Raw genomic sequence first — 22430 nt, 5'->3', positions numbered from 1 at the left:
CCCCAAAATCCTCGGGCGATCATCCTGCCATCAGGGCCCGGTCGCCCGCGCGCGGGGCACCGCCGCAACCGGTCGAAGATCGCTTACGGGACAGCCCTTAGTGACCACGGTGCGGATCCACGGTGCCGTCCGGGTGGATACGGCCGTGGCTACGATGCGGAACGCCACGACCCCGGCAGTTGCGAGACACCGTTGGCGAATCCCGGGCCTGAACGTGACGTCGGCCTTCATGACCCGTTGTGGTCGTGAAGGCCGACGTTGTGTTTGGGGAGGGTGGCGGTGTCGTTGCACGCCAAGAAGATCAGCGAGGTTCCGGAGGAGACGGCCCGGGTGGCACGGGCTGCGTTCCCCAAGGGCAGCCTGGCGATGCGGATCCGCGATGAATTGGGCGAGCTGTTCCCGGACGCGGACTTCGGCGAGTTGTATCCGGCCAGGGGGAAGCCGGCGTGGTCGCCGGGCAGGCCGGCACTGGTCTCGGTCATGCAATTCGCCGAGGGCCTCTCGGACCGGCAGGCCGCAGACGCTGTGCGCGGACGGCTGGACTGCAAGTACCTGCTGGGGCTGGAACTGGTCGATCCGGGGTTCGACCATTCGGTGCTCACCGAGTTCAGGGACCGGCTGATCGCCGGAGAGGCCGGGGTTCAGCTCCTGGACCAGCTGCTCGAGGCCGCTGCGGAGCAGGGGCTGCTCAAGGCCGGTGGTCGTGCGCGCACAGACTCCACGATCGTGCTGTCCGCCACCCGGCAGATCAACGGCCTGGTGAGGCTGGGTGAAACGCTGCGTGCCGCGTTGAACAGCGTGGCAGCCCACGAGCCGGAGTGGCTGGCCGGCTGGGCTCCGCCTGAGTGGTTCGACCGGTACGCGATCCGGTTCTAGGACACCCGGTTGCCCAAGGGAAAAGCGAAGCAGAGCGAGCTGATTGAGCAGGTCGGCGCCGGACGGGCTGAGACTGCTGGAGGCCCTGCAGGCACCCGACGCCCCTGCGTCCCTACGGCTGCTCAAGCGGATCCGGACCCTTCGGGAGATGTGGATCCAGCAGTACTTCCTCGACAACGGACAGGTCCGTCGCCGGGAACTCAAGGATCGGCCGCCGGGCGCGGAACGGCTGGTCACGCCCTACGACACCGACGCACGGGGCAGCGTGAAGCGCGGCGTCTTTTGGGACGGCTACAAGGTTCACCTCACCGAGACCTGCGAGCCGGATGGCCCGAACCTGATCACACACGTCGCCACGACCGACTCCACGGTTCAGGACGTGCGACTGGTCGGCCCGATCCACGCACACCTTGCCGAGCGCGACCTCCTGCCCGACAGCCACCTGGTCGACGCGGGCTACGCAACCGCCAGGGAAGTGGTCACCGCCCGCCGGGATCACCAAGTCACCCTGGTGGGCCCGATCCTCGCTTCCACCAGCTGGCAGACCAAGGACGGCGGCTTCTCCCAGGCAGACTTCGCCATCGATTGGGAGAACCGGCAGGTGACCTGTCCCAACGGCGCGACCAGCAGCCGTTGGGCTGAAGACCGCTCCCAGGACGGGGCGGCCGTGGTTCGAGCACGGTTCCCGACAGCTGCCTGCCGTCCCTGCAAGGCCCGAGAGCAGTGCACCCGCTCCAACAGCAAGTGGGACATGGGCCGTCGGATCACTCTCCGTCCGCAAGCGGAGTACGAGGTGATCCAGCAGGCACGGGCCCAGGAAGACACCCAGGAGTGGAGGGAGCAGTACGCGCGTCGGGCCGGTGTCGAAGGGACGATCTCCCAGGGTGTTCGAGCCTTCGGCCTGCGCCAATGCGATATCACGGCCTCGCCAAGGCACGGCTACAGCATCAGCTCACCGCCACCGCTATGAACTTCCGTCGCCTCGACGCCTGGTGGACCGGCACTCCAAAGGCCCGTACGCGCAAGTCCTATCTGGCAGTTCTGCGACCCGCTGGGTGAAGCTCGTGCACTGAGCACTTCAGTTAGCCGGTCGTCCGGCGAAGAAGTGTGCGAGGGAGGACGCGAGTTCTTCTGGAGCCTCTTCGGCCATGTGGTGCCCGGAGTCGATGCCATGGCCCTGTACGTCTGGTGCCCATTGCCGCCAGATCTTCAACGGGTCCCCGTACAGGTCCTCGAGATCGTCCCGGAGCGACCACAGCATCAGTGCCGGACACCCCACCCGCACGCCGGCGGCGCGGTCACCCTCCTCATGCCGCCGGTCGACGGTGAGGCCGGCCCTGTAGTCCTCCAGCATCGCCCGCACCACGTCGGGCTTCCTCGTAGCGGCGCGCCACTCTTCGTAATTCTCCTGTCCCATGCTCTGCGGATCGCCGCGGTACCAGCTGTCCGGATCGGCATTGATGACCCGCTCGGGGATGTCCGGCTGGGCGAAGAAGAACCAGTGCCACCACTGCGTGGCGAACTCGGCCGTGATGCGGGACAGGTGCTCGGTGACGGGCAGGCAGTCAAGCAGCGCCACCCGGGAAACTGCTTCGGGGTGATCGAGTGCGAGACGGAGTGCGGCACTGCCTCCGCGGTCGTGCCCGGCAAGCGCGAACCGGGCATGTCCGAGGGAGCGCATCACCTCGACCACGTCACCGGCGACGGCCCGCTTGGAGTATCCGGAGTGGTCCGCGGTAGGCGCCGGGCCGGTGGACCGGCCGTAACCCCGGAGATCGGGACAGACCACGGTGAAACCGCGCCGAACCAGGAGCGGGGCGACGCGATGCCAGGTCGCGGATGTCCGGGGGTGGCCGTGCAGCAGCACCACCGGCGGCCCCTCCCCGCCGTAGCGCACGAAAATCGACGCTCCATCGACCTGAACCTGCCTGGCCTCAAAGTCCTCGAACAAGACCCGAACCCCCGCCGTCGTTGAAACACCGCCCCAACACAGACTTGCTTCTGCCCCGCGGGTGCCGTGGAAACAACTGCCCAACCGAATCGCGACAGACGGGATTCGCCAACAGTGTCGTTGCGATGCCGGGGTCGTGGCGTTGTCACCGGGTAGTCACCCGAGCCAGACGATGTTCAGCACGGTCAGTCGGCGCAGCGGCCGGTTCACCCAGTAGGTGAGGGAGAGCTGGCCGACGGACGCGTAGCGCACGTCCTCGCCCTTGAGGTCCTCCGGGTTCCACTGCCGGAAACCCCACGGGTCGGCGGCGGCGCCCAGGACATCCCACACGGTGTCTTCGACGTGCTCGGGCAGGGTGTCGAGGACCTTCGCGGCCGGAGCGGAGAAACGGACCGCGTACGGCTGTCCGCTCACCGGCGCCTTCGCCTTCGCCTTCCCCGGAGCTCCGCCATGTCGACGGCGTCGCTGTCGTCGTAGCCGGAGGCAACGAACGCGTCGACGGCCGGGGCGTGGGCGAGTCGGCCCTGCCAGTCTTGGACGACCGCGTACAGCCCGCCGAGGGAGAACGTCCGGCGGACTCCTCCAGGGCGGCCGCCCACTCCTGCTCGAAGGCCGGCACCCACTGCGCGGCGCGCCGGTCGGCGCGCAGCTGGTGGAGCAGTTCGGCCGGAGCTCCCGGCGCGGGGGCGTACGGCGTGACGGGTGCGTGGGCGGGCTGCGCGCTCATCTGGTCCTCCCGGCGGGTCGTCACCTCACGGTACGCGCGCCGGGTGGCCGTGGAAGGGGTCATGCGGTGATCCCCTCCTACCGGGTACGCAAGGCACGGGCGACGGCCTGGGCGTGCTGGCGCAGCGCCGGGTCCTGCTTCTCCCAGGTGGCGGCGACGTAGTTGAGGAGTTCGGCCGTCGCCCGCTCCGAGTTGCTCGGGTCGCTGGTCAACAGCCGGCCGTTGGTGCGGAGAAGGTCGGCCGAGCATGCGCCCCGGGAGGCCTTCCGGCAGTTCCTGCCGGCACACCGGTCCTGCTGCCGCAGCAGGACCGGTGCCCCCCCCGATGAGTCACCTCACCCCCAGGGGGTCGTGCCGACGCACACGGTGTCGACGATGTCGTTGCGCGGGTCCCCGGCGGAGAAGTTCAGCTGCTCGCCGATCTGGACGTCGGCCACCCACAGCCACTGGCTGCCGGTCCAGTTGTACATGTGGGCCTCGTGGCCGCCGCGGTTGTAGACCGAGCTGATCCGGTCGTGAAAGGCCGGGTTCAAGTAGCCCAGGTCGAAGCAGGCGGGCCCATACGGTGCCCGCCACATGTCCCCACCGCCGTGGGGGTCGGTGAAGTAGCAGGAGAAGTTGGCAGGACACCGGTCGAAGCCCGAGGCCGCGGCGGAGGCGGACGGGGCGCCGGTGGCGGCGAGGCCGGCGGCGAGTGTCATGGCCGCGAGCGTCACGGCGGTTCTGCGCTGAATGGCAGAGATCATGGAATCGTGCCTTTCGGGATCATGGCTCTGGTGTGCGCGGCTGCTCTCCGGAAGGTGCGGGACGCGGCCTGCGGGAACGCCGTGATACGAGCCTGATGCCTGCCGGCTCCGGGAAGTACCCCTTACTTGTAAGGGGTTGCCGGCCTCGGTGGCAGGCCCGGATTCGGCATGGCCGACGCTGTCCAAGCGCTGCCCGCGCAGTCTCGGAGGGGGCCCGTTCAGCCGATCAGGGCCGCCATCAGGCCCTCGCGTCCCGCCACGCCCACCTTTCGGTAGACCGCCTGCATATGGCTGTTGACAGTAGGCGTGGACAGACCGAGCGTGCGCGCGATGTTCTTGGCCGGCCGTCCCTGGGCCAGGTGAAGCAGGACGTCACCTTCGCGGGGGGTGAGCCCGTACCACTCCACGGCCACGGGGAGGAGCTTGTCGCCCGAGGCGGGCTGCAGGGTAATCACCGTGTCCCCCCTGGCCAGGTTGTCCAGGGGCTGTGCGTGCAGGACGACCCAGCCGCGGGAGGTGTGCAGCCTGCTGGCAGCGGTGCCCTCGGCGGCCCTGCGGGCGGTGTGGGTGATGTTGCACAGGGCGCTGAACAGTGCCTCGTCGTCGATGACCGGGCCTCCGGCCAGGACGTGCTCCCGCAGCCATGAGCGGATCGCGGGAGTGGCGGCCCTGATCGTGTCGTCCTCGCCGACGATCGCCACACCCGGCGGCCCCGTGAAGGGCGCGACGCGCAGGGGCTTGCTCGCCACGAACCGCTGCAACGCCGCCGCGAGGGAGCCCGCGAGACGCGCAGCAGCCTCGGCCTCCGGCTCGGAGAACTGCCTGGCGCCGCAGCGCCGGAACAGCACCAGGCCGCCGCGGACACGGCCGCCGCGGACCAGCGCGAGGCGCATCTCGCTGCCGTGGCCGGCGTCGCGCAGGACCTCGTGCAACCGGGCGCTTCGGCGGTGCTCGTGGACGCTCCGGCTCAAGACGCCCACCGGCGTGGGCCCGAAGATCAGCTCGGGGAACGGGAAGGCCTCGTCGGGCAGACCGAACTCCCGCTCCAGCGTGCGATGCCCCTCGGTGCTGAAGCCGTTGCGCATGGTCTGGAACGACGCGGCCAGAGTGAGCGGGTCGGCCCCCACGAGCCAGTAGCCGTCGTGCGGCACACACCGGCCGACCTCAGCGGAGAGTGCCTCGCCCAGTTGCTCGACCGTCACCGCTTCCGCCCCCACCGAGGGGATGGCGAGCCGGGACCTCTCCGTCTTTTCAGCCACGCCGCAAGTATGACGGGCGAGGGGCAGTGGCCGCGCGGGGTTGCCCGGGTGACCGGAAGGAGTGCCGGTCACCACTGGCCTCGCCCCGACCGAGTGTTTGGCCTGCTGACTGGTGTTTGATTCTGATACAGGTACGCGCCAATTGAGTAGGGGTTTTTCATCCTCCGGGCCGTCGACCACGGGCTCCTTGCCGAGCACTAGGTCGTTTCTGATGGCTCTTGGACGGTGTCGCGGAGCCAGATGACGATGGCGGTGACGGTGAGGGTGTCGTTGAAGATGTAGTCGCGTTTGTCGTAGCGGCTGGCCACTGCCCGGAACTGTTTCCACTTGCTGACGCAGCGCTCGACCGCGCTGCGCCGTCGGTACTGGGCCTTGTCGAATGCGGGTGGACGACCGCCGGCCCGGCCACGTTTGCGGCGGTTGGCCCGCTGGTCGTCCGGTTCGGCGATGGTCGCTTTGATGCCCCGGCGGCGCAGGTAGGCGCGGTTGTCGCGGCTGGAGTACGCCTTGTCGCCCCGCACCCGGTCGGGGCGGTGGCGTGGGCGGCCGGGCCCGCGGCGAGCAATGCGCAGCGTCTTCAGCACCGGCAGGAGCATGGGGCTGTCGCCCCGCTGGCCCGGCGAGGTGAGCCAGGTCAGCGGGCGGGCCCGGTCGTCGGCCAGCAGATGGACCTTGGTGGTCACCCCGCCTCGCGAGCGTCCCAGTGTCTCCCGCCCATCGGCCTCCACACGCGCCCCGCCCCCTTTTCGGGGAAGTCGCGCGGCGGCCGGTGCCGGGCCCCGGCCGCGTGCTGGTGGGCCCGGCAGGAGGTGGAGTCGATGTTCACCGCCCACTCCCGCTCCAGCTCGCAGACCAGGGCGCCGTCGGGATCACCGGCATCGGCCTCGATCTGCAGCTCGGCCAGGATCCGCTGCCAGGTGCCGTCCGCCGACCAGCGGCGATGCCGTTCATAGACGGTCTGCCAGGGCCCGTACCGCTCCGGCAGGTCCGGCCAGGGCACCCCGGTACGGGCCCGGAACAGCACCCCGTTCACCACCGTCCGGTGATCGGACCACTGCCCACCAGGCCGGCCGTTGGCCGGCAGCAAGGGCTCGATCGCCCGCCACTGCGCATCCGTCAGTTCATGTCGCCGCACCATGCCCGACGCCTGCCCAGACCAGAAGCTGATCCACCCACCGACCAAGAGCCATCAGAAACGACCTAGCCCCACGGGCACCACTCCAGGCCTGACCTGCGGCCTCAAGGATGAAAAACACCTACTCAGGGGGCCATCTCGTAGGACCCCGCGAGCGACTCCACGGTCTGCCAGACCCGTGCGGTGCGCGCCTCGTCGATGACGGGGCGCCGCACCGCGCCGAGCGCCCAGCTCTGCTGCGGCGCGGTGGCGGAACCCTTGCCGTGCAGCTCGACGGCGTGCGCGGAGAAGTCGCGCACGAGGACGGCGAAGAGCTCGTCGAGCACGTCCTGGTCCAGGCCGGTCAGGCGCGCCTGCTCCAGGATGAGCTGACCGTGCACGACGAGCGCGAAGAGCTGGCCGACGGAGAGGAGCAGGTCGAGGTCACGGCTCTGCTCCTCGTCGGGCGCGGCGGTGGTGACGAACTCGCAGAGGGCGTCGGCCTGTTCGCGGAAGCGGGCGACGTTGGGGACGTCGGCGTACGCGTCGTAGGCGTCGCGCCAGTCGTGGAAGCGCACCGAGCCGAGGCCGCGGGCCGGTCCCTGCGCGAAGAGGAAGGCGTCGTCACCGGCTTCGGCGCGGGTGGGCACGGGCGCGTACTCGGCCGGGTTCAGCAGGTGGTTGCGCAGGAACTTCAGGATGAGGGCGAGGTTGACGTGGACGGTGCCCTCCAGCTTCGGCAGCGAGCGGATCTCGACGGCGGCCTGCGCGAAGTAGTTGTCCTTCTCGAAGCCCTTGGCGGCGATGACGTCCCACATCAGGTCGATGACCTTCTCGCCCTCGGTGGTCACCTTCATCTTCGTCATGGGGTTGAAGAGGAGGTAGCGGCGGTCGTCGGGACCGGCCGAGCGGAAGTAGTCCACGGCACGGTCGCTGAAGAGCTTCATCCCGACGAGGCGTACGTAGGCGTCGGTCAGCTCGCGGCGCACGTGCGGGAAGGCGGTGACGGGGCGCCCGTAGAGGATGCGCTGATGGGCGTGGGTGACGGCCTCGTACATCGCGTGCTCGCAGATGCCGATCGAGGCGGTGCAGAGGTTGAACTTGCCGACGTTCACCGTGTTGAGGGCGGCGTCGAAGGCCGCGCGGCCGGTGTGCAGCACGTCCTCGGCGGCCACGGGGTAGCGGTCGAGCCGGAACTCGCTGACGAACTTGGACGAGTCGACGACGTTCTTCACCAGGTGATACGCCGGGTGGCGCGAGTCGGCGGCGAAGAAGACGTACCCGTCGGGGCCCTCGACGTCGGTGCGGCGGCCGAAGACGGAGACGAGTCCGGCGGCGTTGCCGTTGCCGATGTAGTACTTGGCGCCGCTGGCCAGGAAGCCGCCGTCGGCGGTGGGTTCGAGGAGCATGTCGGTGGAGTAGATGTCGGCGCCGTGCGCCTTCTCCGACAGGCCGAAGGCGAACACCTCCCCCTGGGAGAGCAGCTCGGCGGCGCGCGTCCGGGCGGCGGCGTTCTCGCTCTGCCAGACGGGACCCAGGCCGAGGATGGTGACCTGCCAGGCGTACCAGTAGTCGAGCCCGTAGAAGCCGAAGATCTCGTTGAGGGCCGCGATCCTGGCGGTGTCCCAGCGCTTGTCCGGCTCCCCTTCGCCGGCGGCGGCCGGGGTCAGGAAGGTCGCGAACAGCCCCTCCTTGGCGGCGAACTCCAGGAAGTCCGCGAGCCAGACGCGCTCCCGGTAGTCCTCGATCAGCCTGCGCTTGCCGCGGCTCTCGAACCAGTCCACGGTCGCGCGCAGCAGCCTGCGGGTCTCGGGGTCGAAGTGGGTCGGGTCGTAGGTGTGCGGGTTGAACAGCAGCGTGTCGGCCATGGGGGTTCGGTCGCCTTTCCGGGCAGGAGGGTGAGGGGGAAGGGAAGGAGAAGGGGAAAAGGGGGAGGCGCTCAGCTGCGGGAGGTCAGCCGGTGCAGGGTCGCGAGCACGTCGTCGAGCCAGGCGAGCGTCATCCGCTCGTACGCGATGCCGCCGCGCAGCACGACGTGCTGCAACTCCCGCCCGGCGTCCGGCGTCCCGGCCGCCCCGTCCGGCGGAAAGTCGCGCTGCTCACCGGCGAGATAGCGGGTGAGGCGGTCGGTGTGCGCATCGCGGTACCGCTCGACCTCGCGGATCAGCGCGGCCGGATCGCCGAAGGCCGCGCCGCGGATCTTCACGGCGAGCTCGTGCCGGACGCTCTCGGGCTCGATGGGTTCGTCCAGCCACCGGGTAAGGGCCGTCCGGCCCGGAGCCGCCACCGAGTACTCCTTCTTGTCCGGCCGCGCCTGCTGCGCCACCGCACGGGCGTCGATCCACCCGTCGCTCTCCATGCGTTTGAGTACGCGGTAGATCTGCTGATGCGTGGCGGCCCAGAAGTAACCGATGGACCGCTCGAACCGCCGGGCCAGCTCATAGCCGGACCCGGGCTGTTCGAGCAGCGAGACGAGGATCGCGTGCTCTAGCGCCATGCCGCGATCCTGCTATGCAACGAGTTGCATGAACAAGAGGTACCGACCGGGTGAGACACGGCTCACCCGGCCGTAGGGACCCCCTCGTCATCCGCGAGATGTCCGGCAACTGTGTTGGTCAAGGAACTTCAAAGCGGGGAGGGGCGTTGGCAGGAGGACGCGCGGTTACGCGCGGACTGGCAAACAGGTAGCCGAGGTGGCACGTATGGCGATGTGGGATCGGATCAAGGACCAGGCCAAGGGCCTGCAGCAATCGCAGGGCGGACGGAGCTCCGGCGGCTCCGGGCGTCCGGGGTCGGGATCCGGCGGAAGCGGAGGGTCGAAGGCGCAGCTCGTGGGCGTGCTCAAGACCCAGCTCGCCTCCCTCAAGACGGAGCTGAAGAGCGGTTCCTACCGCGACGCCAGCATGGCCATGTGCGCCCTGGTCGCGGCCGCGGACGGTTCGGTGGACCCGGCCGAGCGCCAGCACGTGGAGTCCCTGATCCTCCAGAACGACGTCTTGAAGAACTTCCCGCCCGAGCAGCTCAGGCAGCGGTTCAACAAGCACGTCGACCAGTTGTCGTTCAACTTCCAGCAGGGCAAGACGGAGGTCATGCAGGAGATCGCCAAGGCGGCGAAGAAGCCGGTGGAGGCGAAGGCGGTCGTCCAGACCGGGTTCGTCGTCGCCGGCGCGGACGGCTATATCGCCCCGGCCGAGGAGCAGGTCCTGCGCGAGGCGTGCATGGCGCTCAACGTCTCGCCGCAGGAGTTCGGTCTCTGACCTATGGGTCCTGCCGGTCTCGCCCCGCGTCCGCTGCTTTGAGGATCGACGAACCAGCGGCCGCGGGCGGGCGGCGGGGCCGGGTCCGGCCGCGGGCGTAACGCCCGGGAGTGGTCCCCACCACGCGCTTGAAATGCCGGGTGAAGTGCGGCTGGTCGTAGAAGCCGGCGGCGATCGCCACTTCGGACGGCGCCCGCCCGTCGAGCAGCAGCCGACGGGCCAGGTCGACCCTGCGGGACATCAGGTACTGATGCGGGGCGATGCCGAAAGCGCCGCTGAAGGCGCGTACGAGATGCGCGGAGCTGGCATGGAGCCGGCGCCCGGCCTCGTCCAGGGTGATGCCTTCGCAGAGCCGCTCGTCGAGGAGATCGCGCAGGCTGTCGGCGACCGGGCTGTGGGCGACCCGGCTGTGGGCGACCCGGCTGTGGGCGACGCCACGGGCCGGCCACGGTCCGCCTCGGGGCGACGCGGGCCGCAGATGGCCCCGCAGCCGTTCACCGACCAGCGCCAGGCGGCTCTCGGCCTCCAGCTCGTCGCCCCGGTTCGCCAGGGCCGCGTGCAGCTGTCCCACTCGTCTGCGGAGCAGCGGATCGGCGAGGTCGGGGCCGTCCACCGCCGGGCCGATGAAGCTCTCGTCGAGCTGCGTCATGTCGAGATACAGCACCCGTTTGCGGAACCCGTGGGGGGTCGCGGCGGAGCCGTTGTGCGGAACCTGTGGCGGCAGCAGACTCACCGTGCCGCTCGGGGTGCCACGCTCGTAGCGGTCCAGTTCGTACCGGACGGCTCCGTCGTCGACGATCAGCAGCGTCCAGGCGTCGTGCACGTGCATGGGATACGCGTGCTCGGTGAAATGGGCGTGGAAGACCTCCACGACTCCCGCGACCGGCGGGCGCCAGGCGGAAACCTCTTGTCCGTGCACCACGCAAAGAACGTACAAGACGCGGAGGGCCCGCACCCGCGAGTCTCACAGCATGAGAACGGACACCACCCCTGACACGAACCCCGCCGCCGAAACCGGGCACGACAGCGGAGTCGAGGCCCAGAACCCGCCCGTGCGGTTCGACACCAAGATCGCCGTCCTGCTCCGTGACGACCTCGAACCGTGGCAGCGGCTGAACGTCACCGCGTTCCTGGTGAGCGGCCTCGGCACGGCCGTGCCCGAGGTCGTCGGCGAGCCGTACGCGGACGCCGACGGCACCCCCTACCTGCCCATGTTCCGCCAGCCCGTGCTGGTCTTCGAGGGGTCGAAGGAGACGCTGACGGCCGCGCACGGCAAGGCGCTCTCCCGCTCACTGCCCAGAGCCGTGTTCACGGCGGACCTCTTCGCCACGGGCAACGACCGTGACAACCGGGCGGCGGTCCGGGCCGTGCGCGGGGAAGCCCTCGACCTGGTCGGCCTGGCGGTCCACGGTCCGCGCAACGCGGTGGACAAGCTGCTGAAGGGCGCACGCATGCACCCTTGAGCCTCAGTTGTTGGTGGTCACCCGGACGTAGTCCACGACGAGCCGGCTCGGGAAACCGGTGCTGCCGTCGGGGTCGCCGGGCCAGTAGCCGCCGACCGCCAGGTTGAGGATCAGGAAGAAGGGCTTGTCGAAGACCCACCGGTTGCCGTTGAGGTCGGCGGGGGTGCGGGTCTGGTAGACGTTGCCGTCCACGGACCAGGTGACCTTGTTCGGCGACCAGTCCACCGCGAAGGTGTGGAACTTGTCCGCGAACGCCTCACCGCCGGGCAGCGTGTAGCCCGCACCGATGCCGCCGGAGCCGGAGTAGCCGGGGCCGTGCAGGGTGCCGTGGACGGTGCCGGGCTCGAAGCCGACGTTCTCCATCACGTCGATCTCACCGCTGTTCGGCCAGCCCACGCTGCCGATGTCGGCGCCGAGCATCCAGAACGCGGGCCACATGCCCTGCCCGCGCGGCACCTTCATGCGGGCCTCGACATGACCGTACGCCTGGGTGAACTTGCCGGAGGTGTTGAGCCGGGCCGAGGTGTACTCGCAACGCCCGTACCAGCACTGGTAGTTGTCGGGGTTCTCCTTGCGGGCGGTGATGACCAGGTTGCCCTGCCCGTCGAGGGCCGCGTTCTTGTTGCCCGAGGTGTAGTACTGCCGCTCGTGGTTGTTGACGTTGTCGCCCGTCTCGATCTGCCACTTGCCGCCGTCGACCGCGGCCCCGGCGGGCCCGTCGAAGTCGTCGGAGAAGGTGGTGGCCGCGGCGGACGCGTCCGGGGAGGCGGGGGCCGCCTGCGCTCCGGCGGGGAGCCCGGCCAGGGCCGAGGCGCAGCAGGCCAGGGCGACCGTGGTGAGCGCCGCGCGGCGGCGCCAAGAAGTGTGCACTGTCATCACATCGCTTCACGTGGGGGTGCGAGGGAGTGGGGGGTGCCAAGTGCGGGAGCGTGCGGGGCCATTCGGTGCCATGAGCACATGAGCAAGGACATGCCCATGACAAACCGATGTCGAAAAATGAACGCGCCGGGCGATCAATCCCGCCGCTTCGTTCAGTACTTGATTTAAGAGAGCATCACAGGCCACGTCAAGGAGTTGGTGCGGACCAATCTGGCGGTGCGATCATCGACGCATGATCGAGAACGCGGTGCAGATGGTCGCCGTACCGGCGGGGCGGGTAACGCTCTCGGACCGGCGGACCGAGCGCAGTTGGACGGTGGGGCTCGCGCCCTACGAACTCGCGGCCCTCCCGGTCACGCAGGCGCTGTACGCGCAGGTCACCGGCGTGCGCCCGAGCGCCGCCGAGGGTGACGCGCTGCCGGTCGAAAGCGTTTCCTGGTGGGACGCGGTCCGCTTCTGCAATGCCCTGTCCGGGCGTGACGGGTACGCGCCCGCGTACCGCCTCTCCTCCGGAGAGGAAGGCGTCGAGCGCATCGAGTGGGACGCGTCGGCCGACGGGTACCGGCTGCCGACCGAGGCCGAGTGGGAGCACGCCTGCCGTGCGGGCACGAGCGGACCGCACTACGCGCCGCTCGACGAGATCGCCTGGTACCGCGGCAACTCCGGAGAGCGCATCCACGACGCGGGCGGCAAGCGGCCCAACGTGTGGGGCCTGTACGACATGCTCGGCAACACCTGGGACTGGTGCTGGGACATCTACGACGCCGAGGTCTACGGCGACTACCGGGTGCTGCGCGGCGGAGGCTGGTTCGACGAGCACTGGAGCTGCCGGGCATCGGCGCGGCGCCGCAGCCACCCGACGTTCCAGGTGGACGACGTGGGCTTCCGTGTCGCGCGTTCGCACGAGCCCCGACGAGCTGACCGAGAGCTCCGGACAGACACTGTTCCCGACCCGTCGTAACCAGAGGAGAGCACCCCATGAAAATCCATATGACCAGCGTCTTCGTCGACGACCAGAGCACGGCCGAGCACTTCTACACCGAGATCCTCGGCTTCGTGAAGAAGCACGACGTCCCGGTGGGCGGGAAGGACCGGTGGCTGACCGTCGTATCCCCGGACGAACCCGAGGGCACCGAACTCCTTCTCGAGCCCGCGGCCCACCCGGCCGCCGTGACCTACCGGGACACACTCGTCGCGGAAGGCATCCCGCTCGCCCAGTTCGCCGTCGACGACGTACGGGCGGAGTACGAGCGCCTGCGCGGCCTCGGCGTCAGCTTCACCCAGGAGCCCACCGAGATGGGCCCCGTCACGACCGCCGTCTTCGACGACACCTGCGGCAACCTCATTCAGATCGCGACCGAGCCGCAGTAGTCGACGGCACCGTCGAGCGTCCGGCGGACGGCACCCCGCAGCCAGTGGTGGCCGCCGTCGGCCGCGTGACGGGGATGGAAGGCCATGCCGATGACCACGGGCGGCAGCGGAAGGGGAATGCCGAGGAGGCGCAGCCCGAGGTCCGTGGCGGCGTCGGTGAGCGGCGGCGAGGGTGCGCCGTCGGGCGTGGTGGGGATCAGGCACACGGCGTCGCTGCGGGCGGCGAGGGCCATCGCGGCGAGGTGGCTGGGCAGCACGACGGTGACGTGCCGGCGGAGGCCGTGCTTGGCCAGAGCGGTGTCCAAGGGACCGGTGAACCGGCCGCGGCGGCTGACCGCCACGTGTTCGGCGGCGGCGAGCCGCTCCGGGGTCAGGGTGCCTTCGGTGAGGGGGTGACCGGGCCGGACGGCCGCCGCCATGCGCAGGGTGAGCAACTCCTCGACCAGGGTCTCGGGGTCGACGTGGTCGATGGCCCCGACCTCCAGATCGATCCGCCCGTCCCGCAGGCCGGGGCCGGCCTCCAGCTCCTCGGCCCTGAACCGCAGTGAGACCCCCGGTGCCTCCTGCCGAACCAGCCGCAGCAGCCCGGGCGCCAGCGCCGCGCCGGCCAGGTCCGCCGTCTGAAGGGTGAAGGTGCTCCGCAGGGTCGCGAGGTCGACCCGGGGGCCGGGGCTGAGCAGAGTCCCCAGGCGCTGCACGACCGAGGCGGCCTCCTCGCGCAGGGCCTGGGCGCGGGGAGTGGGAACCATGGCCTGGCCGGCCCGGACGAGGAGGGGGTCCTGGAGGGTTCGGCGCAGGCGGGCGAGAGTGCGGCTCATGGCGGCGGGCGAGGTGTGCAGCCTGGCGGCGGCGCGGGTGACGCTCTGCTCGGTCAGCAGGGCGTCCAGCGCCACGGCGAGCTGGGCATCGATGACGGGATCTTCGCTGCTCATCGGCATCATTCCACTTCGGGCAATAATCGCGTGCTGAAGTTCCCATTGTGGCAATGCCGGGGCTCTCCGCAGGATGAGTGACGTACCGATTCCGGCACGAACTCGCGAGGCCGCATGACGCGGCCCGCGGGGTTCGTCGCCCGAAAACCACTCACGCCCACGTTTTGGAGACACCACCATGCTCGCCGAGCAGACCACTCCGCCCGTCACCGCGTTCATGCTCATCAAGACCCAGCCCGAATGGCTCGCCATGACGCCCGAGGAAAGGGTGAACGCCTTCACCACCCAGGTCATGTCCGCGGTCAAGGCCAGGACCACCGGTGTGCGGTCGCGTTTCTACGACACGGAGTTCTACTCCACCCGCGTCACCGACGTCTGGGTCTGGGAGGCGGACGACCACGCCGCCTACCAGCTCCTCATCGACGTACTGCGCGAAACGCCCTTCTGGGACCGCTACTTCGAGGTCGTCGACCTCCTCGTGGGCACCGAGAACGGCTACGCGCGCACCTACGGCCTCGACCCCGTCACCACCATCAGCACCTGACACCGGCGGCACCGAGGGGCACGCCGCGGCGCCGGACCGGCATACCGAAGGTCGGGTGGGCGACGCCCCAGGCCGCGGCCTTGCAGAGCGTCTCCTTGTACAGTGCGGCGAAACGCCCCGTCAGAGCCGCCCGGAGGGCACGGTCGTCGGCGGTGACGTACTGGATGATGCCCTCCTTGCGGCCCAGCGAGATGCACTGGTTGAAGTAGCGCAGCGGGGCGTTCGGGAGCTTCCCGCCGGTCAGGCGTGCCGCGAGGGAGTCGGCGGCCTGCCAGGCGGTGGGGGTTCCCGAAGCACACGACATCCGGAGCGGTTTGCCGCCGGGGCCCATCGCCATGGCCGCGTCACCGATGGCGTACACGTCCGGATGCGAGACGGAACGCATGGTGCCGTCGACCACGATCTGGCCCGTGCCGGTGACCTCCAGAGCGGTGGCCCGTGCGAGGGGGTGGACCGCGAAACCGGCCGTCCATACGGTGACCGCCGCCGGCACGTCGCCGCCGTCCGCCGTGGTGACGCGGTCGGCCTCCACGGAGGTGACGGCCGTGTGCTCGTGCACCGCGATGCCGAGCTTGTCGAAGACCTTCCGCAGGTGACGGCGGCCGGCGGGGGAGAGCCAGTCGCCGAGTCCGCCACGTGCGGCGAGGGCGACGTCGAGGTCGGGGCGCGCCTCGGCGATCTCGGTCGCCGCCTCCAGGCCTGTGAGCCCGCCGCCGACGACGACCACGGTCCTGCCGGCGTCCAGCGCGGCGAGGCGCTCGCGCAGCCGGAGCGCCCCGGGGCGGCCCGCGATGTCATGGGCGTGCTCGGCGGCGCCGGGTACGCCATGGGTGTTCCAGCCGCTGCCGAGGGCGTACACCAGACTGTCGTACGCCAACTCCTCGGCGCCGTCCGCGCCGTGCACCGTGACGGTTCCGCCGTCGACGTCGATGCCGGTGACCCGCGCGAGCTTCAGCGTGACGCCCGTGCCCGCGAACATCTCGCTGTAGGGCCGAGGGGTGAGGTCCTGGCCGACCGCGAGCTGGTGCATCCGTACGCGCTCGACGAAGTCGGGCTCGGCGTCGACGAGGGTGATGGCGACGTCCGCACGGCGCAGCCGCCTGGCGAGGCGCCCGGCGGCGAACGCTCCGGTGTAGCCGGCTCCGAGGACGATGATGCGGTGCTGCATTTCCTGGCTCCTGTCTCGCGGGGGTTCGCCACCTGAACCGGACAGGCCGCGGTTTCCTGACAGGAACGCGATGTGACTCACCTCACCTTCTGGCCGGAGGTGTCAGAAGGTGAGGTGCAGGGGCTCCCCGTGGTCGTGGCCCGTCGTCGCCCACTGCCGGTTCGCGCGTTCGAGCTTGTCGGGGTTCAACTGGCTGCGGAAGGCGGCGACGCCCGCGGCGGTGATCTCCAGGCACGTGACGCCGATGACCCGGCCGTCGACGACCGCGACGAGGGCGGGGGCGCCGTTGACGGCCGTGGTGTACACCTCGGGCGAGCCGCCGGCGAGGTCGCGCTTGGCCTTGCCGGGCAGGAACAGGCCCCGCATGAACTTCGCGACCGCGACGGCGCCCTCGAACGCCTTGGCGCGGGCAGGGATCTTCCCGCCGCCGTCACCGACCGCGATGGCGTCCTCCGTGAGCAGCCGCACGAGCGGTTCGGTCCTGCCGCTGGTGGCGGCGGTGAGGAACTCCTCGATGACCCGCCGGGCGGCGGCCTCGTCGACCTCGGCGCGGGCCCTGCCGGCCCGGATGTGCTTCTTGGCGCGGTGCGAGATCTGCTGGCTGGCGGCCTCGGTGATGTCGAGGATCTCCGCGATCTCCCGGTGGGTGTGGCCGAAGGCCTCGCGCAGCACGTACACCGCCCGCTCATTGGGGGAGAGCCGCTCCATGAGGGTGAGCACGGCGTACGAGACCGACTCGCGCTGCTCGGCGGTGTCGGCGGGGCCGAGCATCGGGTCCCCGGCGAGCAGCGGCTCGGGCAGCCACTGGCCCACGTAGGTCTCGCGCCGGGCGCGGGCCGAGGCGAGCTGGTTGAGGCAGAGGTTGGTGAGGACCTTCGTCAGCCAGGCCTCCGGGACGTCGATGCGGTCGACGTCGGCCGCCTGCCAGCGCAGGAACGTGTCCTGCACGGCGTCCTCCGCGTCACTCGCGGACCCCAGGAGGCGGTAGGCGATGGCCCGCAGGCGAGGCATGGCGGCCTCGAAGCGGTCGATGTCACGCATGGTCAGAGCCATGGCCCGGATCCTAACCGGCCACCGGAACGATGCCTCCGGCGGGAGCGATGAGTTCGGCGGACGCGGACGGTCTACCCGTACAGAACGCTCATGCCGCATGCCGTGCACCACGGAGGTACTCATGACAGCCGAGGCGCTACCCCCCGTCGTCGACGCCAAGACCTGGAATCACGAACTCGACGATCTGCGGGCCCGCGAGAAGGCCGCCACCCGGGAACTCGACGCGATCGCCGCCCAGCGCCGCCGTCTGCCGATGGTCGAGCTGCCCGACTACACCCTGGAGGGCGAGGACGGCCCCGTCCGGCTGGCCGACGTGTTCGGCGGCCACTCCCAGCTCGTCGTCTACCACCACATGTGGTTCCCCGGCGAGACCTGGCAGTGCTCGGGCTGCACCGGCTTCACGGCGCAGTTCACCCGGCCGGAGCTCCTGGAGGCGTACGACGCCAGGTTCGTCGTCGTCACCCAGGGGCCCATCGACGAGGCCCTGGCGTACAAACGCCGGGTCGGGAACAAGATGACCTGGTACTCCACCGCGAACAGCCCGTTCGGCGGCGACGTCGGAGCACCGCCCGGCGGCGGCTTCGCGGTCAACGTCCTCCTGCGCGACGGCGACACGGTCTACCGCACCTGGCACACCAACGGCCGGGGCGTCGAGCAGCTCAGCCACACCTTCGCGCTGGTCGACGTGCTGCCGTACGGGCGGCAGGAGGAGTGGCAGGACTCGCCCGACGGCTGGCCGCGGTCACCCACCTACAGCCGCTGGGCCGACTCGCAGGACATCGCCGCGCGGTACGGCACCGAGGAGTGAGGCACTGACGTCGCCGCCACGATGACCTGTCACCTCGGCGAGGGGCGGGGCGCCAGGCGTTCGGTGAGGACGCTGCCGGTCAGGGCGATGTTCTCCGCCTGGGTCATGGCGTGGTGGGTGCAGGCCGTGTCGTGGGAGGTGATGCGGCCGGTGATCCAGGGCTGCCAGGTGCGGCCCGTGGGGGCGGTGGCGGGTTTCCCGCGAGTGGCGTGGAAGTAGACCAGGTCACCGTCGAAGACGCCTTCGGTGAAGGTGGGCAGGAGAGTGGCGTGGTGGCTGATGAGCGCCGTGGCCGCCTTGAGGTGGACCTCGTCGAGCGTGTGCTCGGCGTACGACGCCAGCGCCTCGGCCGGCATGACGGCACGACAGGGCGCGGCGCCGCCCTGCGAGGGACCGCGCTGCTGAGGCAGTTGCCCGGCGGCTTCGAGGAGCAGGTTCGTCAGGCGCTGCGAGTCCTGCTCGGCGCACAGGTGGCCCGCGGGGTCGATGGGCTGGGCGTCGAGCATGGCCAGCATGTCCACCCGCTCGCCCTCGCTCTGCAACTGGACCGCGACGGCATGGGCCAGGGCTCCGCCGAGCGACCAGCCGAGCAGGTGGTAGGGACCGCTCCGCTGGACCGAGCGGATGTGCCGGATGTAGTCGGCGATCATCTCGCGGAAGGAGGCCGCGGGCCGGTCGGCGCCGCGCAGCCCGCGGGCCTGCAACGCGTACACCGGGACGTCGGCCGGCAGGTGCGGCGGCAGGGTCGCGTAGCACCAGCCGAGGCCGCCCGCGGGGTGCACGCAGAACAGCGGCGGGCGGGTGCCGGTGGTGCGCAGCGGCAGCAGGACCTCGAAGGCGTCCTGCTGGGTGTCCGCCTCCAGGAGCCGGGCCAGGGCGGCGACCGTGGGGGCCTGGTACAGCGCGCCGAGCAGCAGCTCGGCACCCAGGTCGGTGCGGACGCGGGCGGTGAGCTGGGCGGCCAGGAGCGAGTGGCCGCCCAGGGCGAAGAAGTCGTCGTCGATGCTGACGTCCGCGATGTCGAGGACGTCGCAGAAGATGCCGCACAGCTCCTTCTCCAGCGGGCTCCCGGCCGGACGGCCGCCGACCGGGGCCGCGGGGGCCGCCGCGGTGGCGAGGGCGGCGCGGTCCAGCTTGCCCTGGACGGTCAGGGGCAGGGCCCGGTGGACGACGAAGCGGGACGGCACCATGGGGGAGGGGAGCCGGGCCGAGACCCAGGACCGCAGGCCGACGGTGTCCAGCGGAGCGCCGACGCTGTCCGCGACCGGGGTGTCGACTCCGTCCGGGACAGGGGTGCCGGTGCCGCCGGCGACCGGGTCCCGGTCGGTCACGACATGTGCGACCAGGGCCTGCGTGGCCAAGGCGCCGCGACCGTCCTCGTGGACGGTGACGGCGGCGTGGGCGACGCGAGGGTGACCGGCGAGGACCGCCTCGATCTCCGGCAGTTCGATGCGTACGCCCCGCACCTTGACCTGCTGGTCGTCGCGGCCGAGGTACTCCAGCTCGCCCTCATGCGTCCGGCGCACCAGATCACCGGTGCGGTACATGCGGGAACCCGCCGCGCCGAAGGGGTCGGCGACGAACCGCTCGGCGGTCAGGCCGGGCCGCCCCAGGTACCCCCGGGCGACCTGCGCGCCGGCCAGATACAGCTCGCCCGGCACCGTCGCGGGGACGGGCCGCAGCGCGTGGTCGAGGACGTAGGCCCGCACATTGTGGCCGGGACGCCCGATGACCGGGCGCTCCGCGGCCTCCTCGATACGGCCGTACACCGCGTCCACGGTGCATTCGGTGGGCCCGTAGTAGTTGTGGAAGACGGTCGTGGGGCAGGTCCGCAGTCGCTGCCACAGGCCGGCGTCGATGGCCTCGCCGCCGACCATCACCATCCGCGGGTGATGTCCCTCGCCTTCCACCAGGCCCGCGGCCAGCAGCCGGCGGAGGAAGGAAGGCGTGAGGTCGAGGAAGTCGATGCGCCGCTCGCGGACGGTGGCGACGAGGGCGCCGGGGTCGAGCCGCACCGGCTCCTCGATGAGGTGCAGCTCCTGACCGGCGGCCAGGAAGAGCAGCCCCACCCAGGCCGTGTCGAACGAGAAGGAGGCGGTGAGCGCGGCCCGCAGCCGGCGCCCCGCCGAGGCGACACCGGGAGCGATCAGGTCGCGCTCGTGGTCGAAGAAGAGATTGGTCAGCTGCCGGTGCTCGACGACCACACCCTTGGGGCGCCCCGAGGTGCCCGAGGTGAAACTGACGTACGCGGGATGATGCGCCCGCAAGGGCCGGGGACGGTCCGGGTCTCGGGGGTCGGTCACCGGCCGGCACCCGAGCTCCACCACCGTCCTCTCCTCGTCGAGCACCACCGTGGGCGTGGCACGGGCGAGACGCGATGCCTCGGCGGAGGTGGTGATCACACACAGCGGCCGGGCGTCGCCCACCATCGTGCGGACGCGCTCCGCGGGGTGGCTCGGGTCCAGCGGCACACAGGCCGCGCCCGTCTTGAGGACGGCGAGCAGGGCGACGGCGTAGTCGGCCGTACGGGGCAGCAGCACCGCCATGTATGTCTCGGGGGCGGCGCCTCGCGCGAGCAGCAGGTGCGCGAGGCGGTTGGCGCGGGCGTTGAGTTCGCCGCCGGTCAGCTCCGTCCCGCCGCACACCAGGGCCGTCCTCTCGGGGGCACGGCGGGCGTGGGCCTCGAACAGCTCCGGCAACGTCGTGGCGGGGACGGCGTGTTCGGCGCCCTTCGCGGCGCTCAGCAGCTCCGCGCGCTCACCGGCCGGCAGGAGGTCGATGTCCTTGAGGGGCTGGGCAGGGTCGGCCTGTGACAGTGTCCGCAGCAGGGCCATGAAGCGCCGGTGGTGGGCGGTGACGTCCGCGGCGGAGTACAGGGCCGGGTCGGCCTGGAAGTCGATGCGCAGCGAGCCGTCGGTGGGCCGGTCGTACACGTTCACGCCCAGGCCCGTGACCGGCCCGTTGGACAGGTTGTGCAGCACCGCCGCGTACCGCCCGAAGGCCAACTCCTTGTCGTGCGTCATGATGTTGATGCCCCAGTCGTCCGCGAAGCCTTCAGGACGCCGGGCGATCTTCAGCTCACGCGCCAGGTATCCGTACGGATAGCGCTGGTGGCGCAGGAGCCCCTTGGCCTTGTCGACGGTGTGGCGCAGCAGGTCCTCCAGGGTGCTCCGCTCGTCCATCCGCACGCGCAGCGGCAGGATGTTGGCGAGCATCGTCGGCACGTCGCGCGCCGCGGCGCCGCGTCCGGTCACCGTCAGATCGAGCGTCACCTCGTCCCGGCCGCTGAGCCGGTGCACGTACAGGGAAAGGGCCGCCATCGCCGCCGTCGCCAGGCCCGTACGCGCCCGGCGGGCCAGGGACCGCAGCCCGTCCGTCGTCGCGGCGTCGAGGTGGCCGGTCGCCCGGACGAAGCCGCGCGGGATGTCCGGCACTTCGTGCGCGGAATCCGGCCGGGAGGGCCAGTCGGCCAGCTCCGCCGCCCAGTACTCCCTGTCCCGTACGAACCGCTCCGACGCGTGGTACTCGGCCTCGTCCGCGAGCACCTGGCTCAACGCGCCCATACGGCACGGCGGGACGGGCTCCCCGGCGTCCAGGGCGGTGTACACCTCGGCGATGCGCTGGATGAACAGGGCCGCGCCGTAGCCGTCCAGGGTGATGTGGTGCATGCCGAGGTACAGCAGGCATCGGTCCTGCGCCGTCCGCAGGGCGGCGAAGACCCCCGTGGGGGAGCGCCCGAGGTCGACCGGCCGGTCGAGCTCGGCGCGCATCCACGCGTACGCGGCCGCGGTGGGGTCGCTCTCGTCCCGCAGGTCGATCCGCGGCAACCCCCAGCCGCGCAGCGGCTCGACGACCTGCCGCACATCACCGCCGTCGTCGGTCACGAACCGTGCGCGCAGTCCCTCGGCGTCGGTGAGAGCCTCGCGCAGCGCCCGCTCCAGGACGTCCACGTCGACCGGGCCCTGGAGCTCCACCACCTCGGCCGCCCGGAACGCCGGGCTCCGTGGATCCAGTGCCTGGGCGAACCACATGCCCGTCTGCGCAGCGCTCAGCGGCATCCCGCGGCCACCGTCGAACCTACTGTCCATTCTCGCGTCAACTTCCCTCACGGCCAGGGCCACCGCCCGCTCGCGCCGGCTCACGGCACGCTCTGCCGCCCCCTCTGTTCGGGGCGGCCATCCGGACAAGTGCCATAGAGGGCAACGAGCCGCGCCCGGTGAAGTGTCGGTTATCAGCCAACCTGCCTACGGCGAGGGCGGTGATCCCGGGCCCTGAGAGTCGG

General features: G+C 70.8%; 20 protein-coding genes and 2 pseudogenes. 7 read left to right on the top strand and 15 right to left on the bottom strand.

What is annotated here, in order from left to right; genetic code table 11:
• Positions 1-279 precede the first annotated feature (279 nt).
• Positions 280-1935, top strand: a pseudogene (locus ACRAKF_RS02300) (IS1182 family transposase).
• Positions 1936-1954: 19 nt separating this feature from the next.
• On the opposite strand, the gene ACRAKF_RS02295 reads toward ACRAKF_RS02300, so the two are convergent.
• The 9 genes and pseudogenes from ACRAKF_RS02295 to ACRAKF_RS02255 form a co-directional block, all read right to left on the bottom strand.
• Positions 1955-2827, bottom strand: coding sequence for an alpha/beta fold hydrolase (locus ACRAKF_RS02295; RefSeq protein ID WP_447035016.1), 873 nt, complete (start codon positions 2825-2827; stop codon positions 1955-1957).
• Positions 2828-2983: 156 nt separating this feature from the next.
• Positions 2984-3241, bottom strand: a complete 258-nt coding sequence (locus ACRAKF_RS02290; protein WP_447035014.1) for a hypothetical protein — start codon at positions 3239-3241, stop codon at positions 2984-2986.
• Positions 3238-3554 (bottom strand): annotated as a pseudogene (locus ACRAKF_RS02285) (DUF6247 family protein). The gene ACRAKF_RS02290 and the pseudogene ACRAKF_RS02285 overlap by 4 nt, the downstream one beginning before the upstream one ends.
• 77 nt (positions 3555-3631) lie before the next feature.
• On the bottom strand, positions 3632-3766 hold the full coding sequence (locus ACRAKF_RS02280; RefSeq protein ID WP_447035013.1) for a hypothetical protein: 135 nt from the start codon (positions 3764-3766) through the stop codon (positions 3632-3634).
• Between the two features lie 123 nt (positions 3767-3889).
• Complete coding sequence (locus ACRAKF_RS02275; RefSeq protein WP_447035012.1) at positions 3890-4300, bottom strand: peptidase inhibitor family I36 protein; 411 nt, start codon at positions 4298-4300, stop codon at positions 3890-3892.
• A 218-nt stretch (positions 4301-4518) separates the two neighbouring features.
• A complete protein-coding gene (locus tag ACRAKF_RS02270; RefSeq protein ID WP_447035011.1) occupies positions 4519-5559 on the bottom strand; it encodes a LuxR C-terminal-related transcriptional regulator in 1041 nt (346 codons plus the stop codon).
• Between the two features lie 197 nt (positions 5560-5756).
• Positions 5757-6697, bottom strand: a protein-coding gene (locus ACRAKF_RS02265) for an IS5 family transposase (RefSeq protein ID WP_447035010.1) whose coding sequence is annotated in 2 segments (ribosomal slippage) — positions 5757-6325 and positions 6325-6697 — 942 coding nt in all. Because the reading frame shifts where the segments join, the coding sequence is not laid out codon by codon here.
• Positions 6698-6819: 122 nt separating this feature from the next.
• On the bottom strand, positions 6820-8541 hold the full coding sequence (locus ACRAKF_RS02260) for an acyl-CoA dehydrogenase family protein (protein ID WP_447035009.1): 1722 nt from the start codon (positions 8539-8541) through the stop codon (positions 6820-6822).
• A gap of 71 nt (positions 8542-8612) precedes the next feature.
• Positions 8613-9170: a PadR family transcriptional regulator gene (locus ACRAKF_RS02255; protein WP_447035008.1), complete on the bottom strand. Its 558-nt coding sequence runs from the start codon at positions 9168-9170 to the stop codon at positions 8613-8615.
• A gap of 205 nt (positions 9171-9375) precedes the next feature.
• On the opposite strand from ACRAKF_RS02255, the gene ACRAKF_RS02250 reads away from it, so the two are divergent.
• Complete coding sequence (locus ACRAKF_RS02250) at positions 9376-9930, top strand: tellurite resistance TerB family protein (RefSeq protein WP_447035007.1); 555 nt, start codon at positions 9376-9378, stop codon at positions 9928-9930.
• Position 9931: 1 nt separating this feature from the next.
• Here the strand turns inward: ACRAKF_RS02250 and ACRAKF_RS02245 are convergent, their stop codons facing one another.
• Positions 9932-10852: a helix-turn-helix domain-containing protein gene (locus ACRAKF_RS02245; RefSeq protein WP_447035006.1), complete on the bottom strand. Its 921-nt coding sequence runs from the start codon at positions 10850-10852 to the stop codon at positions 9932-9934.
• Between the two features lie 49 nt (positions 10853-10901).
• Between ACRAKF_RS02245 and ACRAKF_RS02240 the strand changes: the two genes are divergently transcribed.
• Positions 10902-11393, top strand: a complete 492-nt coding sequence (locus ACRAKF_RS02240; RefSeq protein WP_447035005.1) for a DUF2000 family protein — start codon at positions 10902-10904, stop codon at positions 11391-11393.
• A gap of 3 nt (positions 11394-11396) precedes the next feature.
• On the opposite strand, the gene ACRAKF_RS02235 is transcribed toward ACRAKF_RS02240, so the two are convergent.
• Positions 11397-12269 carry a glycoside hydrolase family 16 protein gene (locus tag ACRAKF_RS02235; RefSeq protein ID WP_447035004.1) on the bottom strand — a complete coding sequence of 291 codons (873 nt, stop codon included), beginning with the start codon at positions 12267-12269 and terminating at the stop codon, positions 11397-11399.
• Between the two features lie 235 nt (positions 12270-12504).
• Here ACRAKF_RS02235 and ACRAKF_RS02230 point away from each other — a divergent pair, with 235 nt between their 5' ends.
• Positions 12505-13233 (top strand): formylglycine-generating enzyme family protein, encoded by a 729-nt coding sequence (locus tag ACRAKF_RS02230; RefSeq protein ID WP_447035003.1) that lies wholly within the window; start codon positions 12505-12507, stop codon positions 13231-13233.
• Between the two features lie 17 nt (positions 13234-13250).
• Positions 13251-13643 carry a VOC family protein gene (locus tag ACRAKF_RS02225; RefSeq protein ID WP_447035002.1) on the top strand — a complete coding sequence of 131 codons (393 nt, stop codon included), beginning with the start codon at positions 13251-13253 and terminating at the stop codon, positions 13641-13643.
• Here ACRAKF_RS02225 and ACRAKF_RS02220 read toward each other — a convergent pair.
• Complete coding sequence (locus ACRAKF_RS02220) at positions 13619-14575, bottom strand: LysR family transcriptional regulator (RefSeq protein WP_447035001.1); 957 nt, start codon at positions 14573-14575, stop codon at positions 13619-13621. The genes ACRAKF_RS02225 and ACRAKF_RS02220 overlap by 25 nt on opposite strands.
• 178 nt (positions 14576-14753) lie before the next feature.
• Between ACRAKF_RS02220 and ACRAKF_RS02215 the strand changes: the two genes are divergently transcribed.
• Complete coding sequence (locus ACRAKF_RS02215) at positions 14754-15119, top strand: darcynin family protein (protein ID WP_447035000.1); 366 nt, start codon at positions 14754-14756, stop codon at positions 15117-15119.
• Here ACRAKF_RS02215 and ACRAKF_RS02210 read toward each other — a convergent pair.
• Both ACRAKF_RS02210 and sigJ read right to left on the bottom strand, forming a co-directional pair.
• The gene (locus ACRAKF_RS02210; protein WP_447034999.1) at positions 15109-16287 is read right to left on the bottom strand and encodes an NAD(P)/FAD-dependent oxidoreductase; all 1179 of its coding nucleotides are present in this window, start codon (positions 16285-16287) and stop codon (positions 15109-15111) included. The genes ACRAKF_RS02215 and ACRAKF_RS02210 overlap by 11 nt on opposite strands.
• 102 nt (positions 16288-16389) lie before the next feature.
• Entirely contained in the window at positions 16390-17340 is a 951-nt protein-coding gene (sigJ, locus tag ACRAKF_RS02205) for an RNA polymerase sigma factor SigJ (protein ID WP_447034998.1), read from the bottom strand.
• A 121-nt stretch (positions 17341-17461) separates the two neighbouring features.
• Here sigJ and ACRAKF_RS02200 point away from each other — a divergent pair, with 121 nt between their 5' ends.
• Positions 17462-18148: a DUF899 domain-containing protein gene (locus ACRAKF_RS02200; RefSeq protein ID WP_447034997.1), complete on the top strand. Its 687-nt coding sequence runs from the start codon at positions 17462-17464 to the stop codon at positions 18146-18148.
• A gap of 29 nt (positions 18149-18177) precedes the next feature.
• Here the strand turns inward: ACRAKF_RS02200 and ACRAKF_RS02195 are convergent, their stop codons facing one another.
• The gene (locus ACRAKF_RS02195) at positions 18178-22236 is read right to left on the bottom strand and encodes an amino acid adenylation domain-containing protein (protein ID WP_447034996.1); all 4059 of its coding nucleotides are present in this window, start codon (positions 22234-22236) and stop codon (positions 18178-18180) included.
• Positions 22237-22430 lie beyond the last annotated feature (194 nt).

Source organism: Streptomyces sp. DSM 118878 (assembly GCF_052936595.1).
Note: the sequence above shows the minus strand (reverse complement) of the source record. Positions and strands in the feature narration are given on the sequence as shown.